Source organism: Colwellia maritima (assembly GCF_022669015.1).
GTDB lineage: Bacteria > Pseudomonadota > Gammaproteobacteria > Enterobacterales > Alteromonadaceae > Colwellia > Colwellia maritima.
On the sequence record NZ_JAKKSL010000001.1, the window covers coordinates 1,959,474 to 1,972,619 of the forward strand.

The following is a 13,146-nucleotide window of genomic DNA, read 5'->3' on the forward strand; positions in this document are numbered from 1 at the left end:
TAGAACCTATCATTATTTTAAATAGCTTTTAAGTGCAGAGTTAATTTGCTCTACTTCTTCTTGTCTTTGTTGCTGAGTAATATCGTCAGCACCTAAGTGTTCTCTAATATGTTCTTCTAATACTACATTCATCAAACCATTTACTGCGCCTTTAATTGCTTTATTTGCAATGAAATAACGGGCATGTACAATACTAAAATTAACGATTTTCCTGTATGGAAAATAGTCGCTTCGCATCAAGCAGCTATGATTTCTATTTCATCAGATAAACGGCTAAGTAATGAAGAATATAAGCATATATTAAAGCAATATTTACTTCAATTATTTCATGTTTCTGTTGAATTATTACCTTCAAAAATGTAATCCTATGGCCTTTATTTTTTGTTATTGTGACTTAGTAAGTCGCAATAACAAGCGTAAGAATTATCTTGCTATGTTACTGTGAATCAAAATGACAGTAATTGTTTTATTGAGGCTTGCTAGTTTGCTATACTCGCCGCCTTAAATTTTATTAGGAATGTATCGTTTGTTAACACTTTTACGTTTTATTTTGATGTCGTTTGTTTTTCTATCTATATGTATTATTTCATGTTTTTACTGTTTGTTAAGACCTTTTCATCGAGATAATGTTTATTATACCTCTAAATATTTAGGTAAAATTACTAAACTTCTCGGTTTGGATGTTGAGGTTAGAATACCAGATTCTATTAAAAATATAGGTCCGGTGATTTATGTTACTAATCATCAAAGTAATTACGATGTTTTTACTGTGGCTAATGCGGTTCAGCCAGGTACGGTAACTGTAGGTAAAAAAAGTTTAAAATGGATCCCCATTTTTGGGCAAATGTATTGGTTAACGGGTAATATTCTAATTGACCGTAAAGATACCAATAAAGCCATGGGCACTATGAATGTTACGGTAGATAAAATTCTAAAGAATAAACTTTCTGTATGGATGTTTCCTGAGGGAACACGAAGCCAAGGGCGCGGTCTTTTACCTTTCAAAACAGGTGCATTTCGAACCGCGATGAAAGCTAATGTACCGATTGTGCCTATTTGTGCAAGTAGTCAGGGAGAATCTTTTAGTTTAGGTCGTTGGAATAATGGTAAAATGATTATAGAGCTATTAGATCCTGTTTATATGCCTGAAGATAAAAATGTTAGCGCTCGTAATCTTACGGACCAAGTACATGCTTTGATGAAAGCTAAAATTAGTCAACTCGACGAAGAAGTAGCAAAGGGACAAAAAAATGATTAATGAAGAATTACAACAGTGGTTTGAACATACTGATGCCCTTGTTGGTGAGTTGTTAGAAGATGGTACGAATGAAGAAGTTTATCACACGATAGAGCATCACTTTGCCAGTGAAAATTTTGATTTACTTGAGAAGGCGGCGATTGCTGCATTTAAATTGGGTTTTGAGATCGAAGAGCCAGAGGAAGCAGAGCTTGAAAATGGCGATAAAGTTTTTGCCTTTGATATTGTTACTGAGCAAATGTTAAATGCTGAATTACTTAGAGCAGAAACGAAAGCAATGTTTGAATTAGCTCAAAAGTGCAACGTAGATTATGACGGTTGGGGAACTTACTTCGAAGAGTAACTTAGCCTATATTGAGATAGTTAGCGTTCAGTCGTAATATAAAAATCAAAGCGTAATGCTTTGATTTTTGTTTTTTAACTATACTTTTTTGTTTTTTAACTATACTTTTTGACCAATTACGTTTTAGAAATTAATGTTGCCCTGTTGAGTCTCTCACAACAAGTTGGGGTGTATATTGCGTAGTTATGTGATTGATCGGTTGTTTTCTATAAGTAGCAATTAATAAGTTAGCGGCGTTTTCAGCAATTTTTTGGGTAGGCTGATCAGCGGTTGTTAATCTTGGCCATGTTTGACGAGAAAAAGGGCTGTTTTCAAATCCCGTAATTGAAAGTTCTTCAGGAATTGCAACACCCATTAACCGTGATGCAAATAATGCACCTGCGGCAATTTCATCGTTACATGAAAAAATTGCACTGGGTTTTCTTGTTGACGTTAATAGTTGTTTTGCCCCATTTACACCAGATTCAAATGAATAAGCTCCTTGTATAATTAATTGCTCATCTATAGCAATATTATTGTCAGATAAGGCTTGTTTATAACCTTTTAAGCGCTCAATAGTCGACTTATGCTCTGATTCCCCCGTTATGAAAGCAATATCTTTATGACCTAAATCTATAAGGTGTTGGGTAATACTTACTGATGCTTCATAATCGTTAACCATAATACAGGGCGTTAACTCATCAGGCTGTTTGTCACCAGACATAATTCGAACAACGTCAACGTCCGGCGCTAATATATGTTTAACAAATTCTGGGTTTTCTGAAAAAGGAGGCGTTAAAACTAAGCCAAAGCAATGCGTGAATGTTTAATCATGTTAGTGATAGATGCTAGTAAATCACTGGACTCGGCACTACACGGATGGATTAATAATTCAAAACCTAATTTTTTACACGCTTCTAAAATACCATTTTGCATATCTATAATGTAATAAGCATTTGGATTGTCATATATAAATGCAATAGTAAAGGCTTTACTACCCGCTAGATTTCTGGCGGCTAAATTGGGTTGGTACTGCAGAGCTTCGACAACTGCCATTACCTTTTCTCGCGTAGACTGCCTCACTGAGGGTTCGTTATTCACAACTCTTGAAACAGTTTTTATTGAAACGCTTGACTTGTTTGGCAACGTCATTGATTGTCGCTTTCATCTATTTGTGTAGCCTTAAATAGGATTATTATATGGTGCATTCGCCCTCTACATGGCGTCAGAGCCCTATAGGGTATGTTTTTATTGAAAGCTCGGCAACTACTAATTAGGCATCCATATAAAGAGATCTTTTTTTATTGGGTATTTTGAGCTCTAAAAAGAGTTCTAAAAAGAGCCTAAAAGTAACTTTTGCCTGAGTAAAATACAAAAGGCATGCAGTAATATACATCGATAAAGTTCTTTTTTTTATATCAATTTATATTTTTAGGCTAATTTTGACTAAAGAACGATAACTTTTACTTATCTTGTATACAAAATATCATAAGTAAATTGTATTTAAATACAGTCACTTAATTATTTAGTGTCGGTTTATTTAGGATATTGACTAGCCATAATAGAATTTTTTGTGTATGGTTTATCTAATTCATGACAACGCTGTCATTTAAAAAGACAGCGCTGTCTTAATGAAGTTGTTAAATTATAATTATATTTCTATAAAACATGTGTGAGGGAAAGTCGATGTCAACTACAACATTTAAAAGAGGCGTATTAGCGAGCTCAATCGCTTTAATCTTAGCGGGTGGTGTTGCGCCAATGGTGATGGCTGCCGAAGATGCAGCAGAAAAAGAAATGGAAGTCATTCGGGTGTCTGGTATTCGGGGCAGTATGAAGGAAAATATAAATGCTAAACGTTTTTCTGATAGTATTGTTGATGTTATTACGTCAGAAGATATTGGTAAGTTTCCAGATAAAAACGTAGCTGAATCTCTTTCACGCATTACCGGGGTTGGTGTTAGCCGCGAATTTGGTGAAGGTGAAAAAATTACAATTCGTGGTTCAGGTCCGTCACAAAATAGAACGTTATTAAATGGCCAAAATGTTGCTACAGCAGATTGGTTTATTTTAGATAATCCATCACGTGGTTTTAATTTTACTTTATTACCTTCATCTTTAGTTAAAGGGTTAGAAGTATATAAAACGCCAGAAGCAAAAAGTGATGAGGGCTCTATTGGTGGTACTATTGTTTTGCGCACTCGTAAACCCTTAGAGCTTGATGCCAATACTTTTAATTTAGGTTTACAAGCCCAGTACTCGGAAACGTCAGAGAAAACAGACCCACAAATAGACGCTTTATATTCTTGGAAAAATGAAGACGAAAATTTTGGTGTGTTGCTATCAGTAACTCAGCAAGATCGTACTGTGCAACGTGAAGGGCTAGAAGTTTTAGGTGGACCCTCAAGAGATGAAAATGGCATGCGAGCACCTAAAGATATTGGTGTGCCAATTTTTAAACAAGATAGAGAACGTCAAACGGTTTTTGCTAGTGTTCAATATGTACCTACAGATAATCTAGAGTTCACATTAAATTTGTTAGACTCAAGCATGGATGCTAATAATGCCAATTCCAACTTACTTCTGCGCCCACAAAATAATTTATTAGCGCTTACCAATACCTCTGTTAATGGGTCTGATATTTATCTTTGGTACTGTGGCAGGTGATGGATCTTACGAATGGGATTTTATTAACCGTGAGTCAAGCACCGAAACGTCTTCTTATGATTTAGATATGAATTACACGGGTGGTAATTATACATTACATGCCCAAATTGGTATGACTGAAGCGTCAGGTGGCACCTATAATGAAACATCATGGAGTTTTGTTCCAAATGTATCGGGTGCTGAATCAGGTTATTCTTTTGATTTATCAAATCGTGAAGCTATTAGTGGTGTTGATCCTACTGATGGCAGCAAATGGAAACAAAACTGGACTTGGGGCGGAAATAAACCGACGACAGATGAAGAAAGCTATGGTCAGTTAGATCTTAATTTAGATGTTGATTATGGACCATTTAGCAGTGTGGATGTGGGTATTAAATATAGAGATCATGATCGTTCACAAGGTAGACAAGCTTATAGTTGGCACGCGCCAGGTACAAGTAATGTTGCTGATGGTTATATGTGGTGGGCTTTTGATGAATGTCCTACATTAGACACTTGTGGTCAAACAACGGGTACTGAATCTGTTGCAGACAATGTAGTTAATGGCAATTTAACAGAGCAACGCGCAGGTGATCGTGAAGCGTTTATGCAATTAGGTTTTGGCGGTGATGCTGATTATGCAATTAGTGATTCGTTGGGTGAAATTTGGGATATTAACGAATCAATTTTATCGCTATATGCTCAAGGTAATTTTTCAGGTGATTCATTTAGAGGTAATGTGGGTGTCAGGGTTGTACAAACATCTCAAACAGCGTCAAGCTACAACTTTAGCCTGGATTCTTGGGGTTTAAATACGGTTGGCAGCAAATCAGGCAATGTTGATGTAGACTGGTTGACTCCTGCTTATTTAGAGTGGGTTACTGAAAAGCGCGACTATACTGAAGTACTACCAAGTTTCAATATTGCCTTTGATGCAACAGAAAATCAAATTGTACGTTTTGGTGCAGCTCGTGTAATGTCTAGACCTAATTATAGTGATTTAGCGCCAATTGAAAGTGTTGGTGCACTTAATGTTGAATTCCCAACAGGAACATCGGGAAATCCAGACTTAAAACCTCAAATTGCGGATCAATTTGATGTGACATGGGAATGGTATTTTGATGATTCATCCGTTGTGTCTGTCGCTTACTTTTATAAAGATATTCAAAGTTACCGTACAACTGGTTCATATATTGCTCCTTATTTTAATGAGCAAGATGATGAATGGGTAGATGTAACGATTAATCGTCCTGATAATGGTTTGGGGGGCAGTACTGATGGACTAGAAATTGGTTATCAACAAGCCTTTGGTAATTTTGGTCTTGCGAGTAACTACACTTATACAAATGCCGATAGCAATCAAGCACGCGTGGAAGGTGTTGCAGGGTCAGGCCTTGTTGAAGGTGCATCTGACCATATGTTTAATGCTACCGCGTATTATGAAAATGAAACCTTTGGGGCTCGTTTAATGTATAACTATCGTACTGAGTGGTATAAAGGAGTTTCTTGGACAGGGGCTGAATTGTGGAATAAATCTTATGGCCAATTAGATTTTAGTTCTTCATATACTATTTCAGAAAATTTCAATGTGGTTTTTGAAGCAGTAAATCTTACCGATGAAGAAGTGATTGAATATGATGGTAAAGAAAGTCGCTTAATGTCAGTGTATCAAAATGGTCGTCGTTTTGTGCTTGGGCTTAATGTAAGCTTTTAATATTTGGAAAGTATGTAAAACCTCGCTTTTAAGTGAGGTTTTTTTATTTTAATCACTAGCCTTCGTCTTGGTTGATAATAATGGGTGATGTAATGAATAACGCGTTAATAAAATTTTTTTTATTACTTTTACTGGTGACTGGCTGTGAAAAAACGCCACAAAATTTACATGAAACACCATCAAATTCGTCTTTAACTTTAGCGAACCAATATGATATTGAGCGTCTTGCTGAGGAGCTTGATGTGAGTTATCGTGTTGTTACTAACATTCCTTCTAACCAATGCAACGCTAAAGTGGCGGATGGCGCTTGTTTTGAAGTGGCATTAAGTTTCACAGCAAAAGAAGCGATTACAGCCAAAGGTTGGACGATATATTTTAGTCAAATAGCACCAATTCAATCCTTTGAAAGTGACGACTTTACTGTTAAACACATTAATGGTGATTTACATCAAATAACGCTAAAAGAAGGCTTTAACGGTTTTGCTAAAGGTGAAACTAAAACCTTATTATTTAGAGCCATGTTTTGGTCTTTGGCTGAATCCGATGCGATGCCAAATTATATTGTAAGTGCTAATGGTACGCTACCCTTAGTGATTAGTAGTACCGTTCCGACTGTTGATACTGAAACTGGTTTAGAAGTATTACCTCATGTTGTGGCTTTTACTGCTTATGAAAAGCAATTTAAACGCTCTGCTTCTGATTCAACTCAATGGTTAAATAGTGCTGCACTGTATCAACGTAACTTAAAACTAGGTCAATCTAAACTCGATGTGAATAACGTCATTATTCCTACACCCAAATCGATTATTTATGATCAAAATAATGCGATGCTAGATCTAGCAACTGGGTTAAAAGTGGATTTTGGCAATGTTGAAAAGTCAACTGTTTCAGTTGCCATTGCGAGATTAAATCGTGTTGGTATTAAAAGTAGTAATTCAGGCGTACCACTTAAACTTGGTATTGCCAGTGATGACAGTAAACCGATAGGCAGCTATCAATTAGCAATATCAGCTGATGTAATTAACGTGATAGGCACTGATTCATCTGGTGTTTTTAACGGATTACAGTCGCTATCAAGCCTTATTACTTTAGGAAAGACTCAAGTACCTTTGTTAGTGGTTGATGATGAGCCTCATTATCAATTTCGCGGTTTATTAGTTGATGTGGCGCGTAATTTTCACGACAAAGCTTTTATTTTAGCGTTACTGGAACAAATGTCGGCATATAAACTCAATAAGCTACATTTGCATTTGGGGGATGATGAAGGTTGGCGTTTAGAAATACCTTCATTACCCGAACTAACTGAAGTGAGTAGTGTGCGCTGTTTAGATCTTAAAGATGATTATTGCCTGATGCCACAACTTGGCGCAGGGGTTGATAATACCAGTGCTGTTAATGGTTATTATAGTGTGGCAGATTATCAAGAAATATTAAAAGCCGCTACTGCTCGCCATATTCAAGTGATTCCATCGTTAGATATGCCCGGCCATTCACGTTCCGCAATTAAGGCAATGGCTGCACGTAGTAAAAAATATTCCATTGCTGAAGAGACTGAAAAAGCTCAGCAATATATATTGCAAGATGATAATGATCCAACGGTTTATTCGTCAGTACAATTTTATAACGATAATACCATTAATGTCTGTTTAGAGTCTTCGTATGACTTTGTTAGCGAAGTCATGACGCAAGTGAAAAAAATACATGCCGATGCGGGGCAACCGTTAACGCGTTATCATATTGGTGCAGATGAAACTGCCGGCGCTTGGCTTGAGTCGCAAGCATGTAAAGACTTTGTCGCTAATAACGATAAAGGTGTTAATAATATGAACGAGCTTGGCGCCTATTTTATCGAACGAGTGGCGGGTATTTTATCTGATTTAAATATTGAAACAGCAGGTGGAGCGATGGTATGGAGCATACACGAAAAGAGCATATGCCGGCTATCGTTCAGGCCAATGCTTGGGATGTTTTATTTTGGTCTGGGCATAATAAAGCTCATCAACTGGTGAATAGAGGTTGGCAAGTTGTTTTGTCATCACCCGATGTGCTTTACTTTGATTTTCCTTATGAAGCGGATCCTAAAGAGCATGGTTATTATTGGGCTTCACGACACACCAACACCGAAAAAGTGTTTCAGTTTATGCCTGATAATTTGCCCGTGCATGCTGAGTTTTGGTTGGATCGACAAGATAATGCCTACACAGCTGATGACACTAAAACACCACTGAAATCCGATCATCACTTTTTAGGTATTCAAGGACAACTGTGGAGTGAAAACACACGAACAGATAATGTTGCGCAGTATAAAATTTTTCCTCGCTTATTTGCTTTAGCCGAAAGAGCGTGGCATTTGGCTGAGTGGGCTGTACCATATAATTATAAAGGTGCCGTTTATGATCAACAGTCGCACGTTTTTACTGAAAAGATGAAAGAGAAACGTGATCAACAATGGACTGTTTTTGCTAATACAATTGGTCAAAAAGCGTTGCCTAAATTAGAGAATGATAATATTTTTTATCGTTTACCTACCGTTGGCGGAGTGATTAAAAATGGCACATTAATGGCAAATATAGCCTTTCCTGGTATAGCAATAGAATACAAAGTCGATAATAAAGAGTGGAAACTATATTCTATGCCTGTTGCCGTTAGCAAAGACGTAAAAGTACGCGCAATAAGTTTTGATGGTAAGCGAAAAGGGCGTACAACGACCATAGCGTTTGAGTAAGCCGTTAAATACTCATAAAATCATTTGGTTACGTTATGTTTTATAGGTTTGTGCTAGGGGGGAATATAAAAATTTCAAATTAAATTTAAAAAAATAAATGACAACGCTGTCATTTATGGTTAATATGAAAACAGAATTAATTTTGATAACTCTTTTCAGCGTTATCATGAATAAAACACGAATATGAGGTTAAGATGTCGAGTAGCAGTGACAAGAAAGAATATTTTCTAGGTATTGATGGTGGTGGCAGTAAATGCAAAGCCATTATTGTGTCTGGCGATAATGTAATACTAGGCACAGGCATTCTTGGTCCCGCTAACCCTTTACATGGATATCAACAAGCCATCGATTCTATTACGGAGTCTGCGAAATTAGCTTTGGCTGATACTGGATTGAGTGATATTACTCTGGAAAACCTCAATGCCGGTGTTGGTTTAGCAGGGGTTAATTTACCGGTATTATTTGAAAAAATGTCTAACTGGAAGCATCCATTTAAACAAATGTTTTTAACCACGGATCTACTTATTGCTTGTTTAGGGGCGCATGAAGGAAGGGATGGTGCGGTGATGATTTCAGGCACTGGATCTTGTGGATTTTCATATGTTGACGGTCGCTCTTATACGCTAGGTGGACATGGTTTTCCTCATGGCGATAAAGGTAGTGGTGCATGGTTTGGCTTTCAAGCGGTAAAGCACGCATTAATGTCATTAGATGGCTTAGTTCAAAATTCAACAATTGATGAAAAATTATTTGCTTTGCATGGTGTGAATAAAGGAATAGATCTTGTTGAAGCCATCGCAGGTAAATCTGCTGCCTTTTACGCAAATATGGCTAATATTGTATTTGATGCGGCAGAAGAAGGTGATTCTGTTGCTAAGAGCATTATTGAAGAAGGTGCTAGTTATATGAGTAAAGTTGGACGTCAGCTATTAATGCAAAACCCGCCTCGTATTTCACTCATTGGTGGCTTAACACCACGATTACGACCTTGGTTAGATCAAGACGTACAAGATAAGCTAGAAGAGCCAATTTCTCCCCCTGAAATTGGCTCTATATTATTCGCGCAGCAACAACTCGCTTTGTTGTAATTATTTATCGAATTAAACAGCAAATTAAGCATTAAATTAAGTATTAAATTAAGTAGGTTTACTATGTCACAAACAACGTTGTCACAATCAATTACGTCACAGTCAATAATGGAGCAAGAAGCTAAACAAGCACCTTCTGTTATTAAAGAACAACTGGCAGAAAATAAACATCTTGTACAAAGTATGGGGGAAAAGTTACGTCAATTTGATCCTAAAATGGTGATGATTATTGGCCGTGGATCCTCTGATCATGCAGGTGTATTTGGTAAATATTTAATTGAAATAGAAGCAGGTGTACCAACATTTGCTGCTGCTCCTTCAGTATCGAGTGTTTATGGTAAACAGCTTAAACTTTCCCAAGCATTAGTGATTGTTATTTCACAGTCAGGTCGAAGCCCTGATATTATTGCACAAGCTGAAATGGCAAAAAAATCGGGCGCCTATTGTATTGCGTTAGTGAATGATGAAACATCACCACTGAAAGATATCGTTGATGATGTGTTACCACTTAAAGCGGGCGCCGAACTTTCAGTAGCTGCAACTAAAAGTTATTTAGCAACCTTATCTGCATTATTGCAATTAACTGCTTATTGGACTGAAAACTCAGAATTGATTGCAGCATTAGACACGTTACCAAAGCAGCCTTACAAACGATCATTGATTCTGAGCCACAATTAACATCCGCTTCAATTGCAGGTGTTAAGAATATGGTGATTCTCGGCCGTGGGTTAGGTTATGCCGTTTCAAAAGAAATGGCACTTAAGTTAAAAGAAGTGAGCAGTATTCATGCTGAAGCCTTTAGTAGTGCAGAGTTTTTACATGGACCGGTAACCTTGGTTGAACAAGGATTAGCCATATTAAATTGTGCAGTTGAAGATGAAAGTGCTATTTCTCATCAGGCACAAATTGATGAAGTAGTAGAACGTGGCGCAGATTTAGTTCACCTTCGTCAAACAGACAAAAGTGTTCATCCTCGCTTGGCACCATTAGTGGTACTTCAACGTTTTTATTTAGATGTAGCAGAAGTTGCTATTACACGTGGATTTAATCCCGATGAACCTAAAGGTCTTAAGAAAGTAACGCGGACAGTATAATGACTCAATTACGCCTACATGCAACACGAATATTCGATGGACATCATTTTAGTGATGACCAAGTTTTAACCATTGAAAATGGCAAAATAATTGCCATTGATGATGACCTTTCACGGATTGACCTTGTACTGGAAGGTCTAACTGCGCCAGGGTATATCGACTTACAAGTTAATGGTGGCGGCGGCGCCTTATTTAATGATAGGCCCTCGTTAGATAGAATTAAACGTATCATTGCAGCCCATTCTCAATTTGGCACCACGGCGATGTTACCGACTTTAATTACCGATAAAATTGAGGTTATGTCGCAAGCAGCTGATGCAATGGCGGAAGCTATTGCAGCCAAAATCCCCGGTATTATTGGTATTCATTTTGAAGGACCCCATTTGTCTATCGCAAAAAAGGGCGCACATGAGGCAGACTTTATTCGTCCAATTTCAGATGAAGAATGGCAAATATTATCGCGTAAAGATTTGGGGCAAATTTTAGTCACATTAGCACCCGAAACAGTTTCTACCGACCGACGTGCAACGCATGGTTAGTTTGGGAATAAAAGTGTGCTTGGGGCATACCAATGCAGACTATAAAACGGCACAAGCAGCAATTGATTGGGGCTGATGGGTTTACTCATTTATTTAATGCAATGTCACCAATTCAAGGTCGAGAGCCTGGTGTTACCGGCTGTGCTTTTCTCAATGATAATGCAAGTTGCGGCATGATTGTTGATGGTCATCATGTTGATTATGTTAGCTGTAAATTAGCGCTAAAAACGAAACCTACTGGTTCGGTGTTTTTAGTGACCGATGCCATGCCACCAGTAGGTACTGATGATACTGAATTCGCTTTTTTTAATCGCACAGTTTATTTAGAAAATGGCAAATTAACCTCAACTACAGGTGAATTAGGCGGTTCGGCGTTGGACATGGCTACTGCGGTTGCTAATACTCATTTTGGCCTAAATATAAATTTGGATGAAGCATTAAGAATGGCGAGTCTTTATCCTGCAACCTATATTAATCAACACAATAGTAGAGGAACATTAGTTGTAGGCAAGCAAGCCGACTTTATTGTTCTTGATGAACAGTTAAAAATAAAATCAACGTGGATCGCCGGACAAGCTGTTTATTCTGCCCAGTAATTTACACGCTAAGTTTATGCACGAATAAAATTATAACAATGAGCGAGATATGAGGAAATTATGGAAATGACAATAACAGAAGAAAAGCAGCAAAGTAGTGTGTTGCCAATGGCAATAGTTGCCGTACTCTTTTTTATTTTAGGGTTTGCGACTTGGCTCAATGGCTCTTTAATGCCTTATTTAAAACAAATATTGCAGTTGTCTCCATTTCAGGCCTCGCTTATCATTTTTTCATTCTATATTGCCGTTACCTTTACGGCATTACCATCGGCTTGGCTTATTCGCAAAGTTGGCTATAAAAATGGTATGGCGCTTGGAATGGGCGTAATGATGGTTCCGGATTATTATTTATTCCTGCTGCTGAAACCCAAGTTTTCGCTTTGTTTTTATTGGCACAGTTGGTTATGGGGACGGGGCAAACACTACTACAAACCGCAGTTAATCCTTATGTTGTACGTATTGGCCCAGAAGAATCAGCCGCAGCACGTGTTAGTATTATGGGTATTCTTAATAAAGGTCTTGGTGTTGTAGCCCCCATGGTTTTTAGCGCACTTATTTTAAGTAACTTTACCGGTACCGTGGGTACTGAACTAACACAAATTCAAATTGATGATATGGCTGATAGTTTAGTGATGCCTTATTTAGGTATGGCGCTATTTATTGGCTTACTTGGTTTTGCAGTGAAAAAATCACCTTTACCTGAGCTTGCGACGGAAGAAGAAGCAAGTAGTAGTGAAGGACAACTTAAAGAAGCATTAGCTACGCCTAGCTTAACATTAGGTGTTGTTGCCTTGTTTGTTTATGTGGCTGTAGAGGTTATTGCGGGCGATACTATTGGTACTTTTGCTTTGTCATTAGGTGTGGAAAACTATGCGGTAATGACGTCATATACCATGATTTGTATGGTGTTAGGTTATACCCTAGGTATTATCACTATTCCTCGATTCATTTCTCAACCAACCGCGCTAATGATATCAGCAGTTTTTGGGCTGTTGTTGACCTTTTTAATTATTTTGGGTGACAGCAGTTCATTTATTATTGCAAATACGTTATTAGTGCCATTTGGGGGCGCACAATTACCAGATACCTTATTGCTAATTGCTTTCTTAGGTTTGGCGAATGCCATTGTATGGCCCGCAGTTTGGCCTTTGGCATTATCAGGAT

The 13,146-nt window shown here is 37.6% G+C and carries 9 protein-coding genes and 4 pseudogenes; 11 read left to right on the forward strand and 2 right to left on the reverse strand.

Going from position 1 to position 13,146, the window contains the following annotated elements; genetic code table 11:
* Positions 1 to 12 precede the first annotated feature (12 nt).
* Positions 13 to 237, reverse strand: coding sequence for a metal-sensing transcriptional repressor (locus L3081_RS26735; protein ID WP_274620395.1), 225 nt, complete (start codon positions 235 to 237; stop codon positions 13 to 15).
* Between L3081_RS26735 and L3081_RS09600 the strand changes: the two genes are divergently transcribed.
* The 3 genes from L3081_RS09600 to rraB all read left to right on the forward strand — a co-directional run bounded on the left by L3081_RS09600 (position 184) and on the right by rraB (position 1,601).
* On the forward strand, positions 184 to 363 hold the full coding sequence (locus L3081_RS09600; RefSeq protein ID WP_242285240.1) for a hypothetical protein: 180 nt from the start codon (positions 184 to 186) through the stop codon (positions 361 to 363). The genes L3081_RS26735 and L3081_RS09600 overlap by 54 nt on opposite strands.
* 154 nt (positions 364 to 517) lie before the next feature.
* The gene (locus tag L3081_RS09605) at positions 518 to 1,258 is read left to right on the forward strand and encodes a 1-acylglycerol-3-phosphate O-acyltransferase (protein WP_242285242.1); all 741 of its coding nucleotides are present in this window, start codon (positions 518 to 520) and stop codon (positions 1,256 to 1,258) included.
* A complete protein-coding gene (gene rraB / locus L3081_RS09610; RefSeq protein WP_242285244.1) occupies positions 1,251 to 1,601 on the forward strand; it encodes a ribonuclease E inhibitor RraB in 351 nt (116 codons plus the stop codon). Before L3081_RS09605 ends, rraB begins: the two co-directional genes overlap by 8 nt.
* A 130-nt stretch (positions 1,602 to 1,731) precedes the next feature.
* Here rraB and L3081_RS09615 read toward each other — a convergent pair.
* Positions 1,732 to 2,748, reverse strand: a pseudogene (locus L3081_RS09615) (LacI family DNA-binding transcriptional regulator).
* A 518-nt stretch (positions 2,749 to 3,266) separates the two neighbouring features.
* Between L3081_RS09615 and L3081_RS09620 the strand changes: the two are divergent.
* The 8 genes and pseudogenes from L3081_RS09620 (at position 3,267) to L3081_RS28175 (ending at position 12,513) form a co-directional block, all read left to right on the forward strand.
* A complete protein-coding gene (locus L3081_RS09620; RefSeq protein ID WP_242285246.1) occupies positions 3,267 to 4,247 on the forward strand; it encodes a TonB-dependent receptor plug domain-containing protein in 981 nt (326 codons plus the stop codon).
* The gene (locus L3081_RS09625) at positions 4,210 to 5,940 is read left to right on the forward strand and encodes a TonB-dependent receptor (protein WP_242285247.1); all 1,731 of its coding nucleotides are present in this window, start codon (positions 4,210 to 4,212) and stop codon (positions 5,938 to 5,940) included. Before L3081_RS09620 ends, L3081_RS09625 begins: the two co-directional genes overlap by 38 nt.
* Before the next feature lie 92 nt (positions 5,941 to 6,032).
* A pseudogene (locus L3081_RS09630) lies at positions 6,033 to 8,230 on the forward strand (family 20 glycosylhydrolase); the annotation flags it as partial.
* Between the two features lie 135 nt (positions 8,231 to 8,365).
* Positions 8,366 to 8,665 (forward strand): chitobiase/beta-hexosaminidase C-terminal domain-containing protein, encoded by a 300-nt coding sequence (locus tag L3081_RS09635; RefSeq protein WP_242285718.1) that lies wholly within the window; start codon positions 8,366 to 8,368, stop codon positions 8,663 to 8,665.
* 194 nt (positions 8,666 to 8,859) lie between these two features.
* Entirely contained in the window at positions 8,860 to 9,753 is an 894-nt protein-coding gene (gene nagK, locus L3081_RS09640) for an N-acetylglucosamine kinase (RefSeq protein WP_242285248.1), read from the forward strand.
* Between the two features lie 63 nt (positions 9,754 to 9,816).
* A pseudogene (gene nagB-II, locus L3081_RS09645) lies at positions 9,817 to 10,847 on the forward strand (glucosamine-6-phosphate deaminase NagB-II).
* Positions 10,847 to 11,982: pseudogene (nagA, locus tag L3081_RS09650) on the forward strand (N-acetylglucosamine-6-phosphate deacetylase). Before nagB-II ends, nagA begins: the two co-directional pseudogenes overlap by 1 nt.
* 66 nt (positions 11,983 to 12,048) lie before the next feature.
* On the forward strand, positions 12,049 to 12,513 hold the full coding sequence (locus L3081_RS28175) for an MFS transporter (RefSeq protein ID WP_338027212.1): 465 nt from the start codon (positions 12,049 to 12,051) through the stop codon (positions 12,511 to 12,513).
* The last annotated feature ends 633 nt before the right edge of the window (positions 12,514 to 13,146 follow it).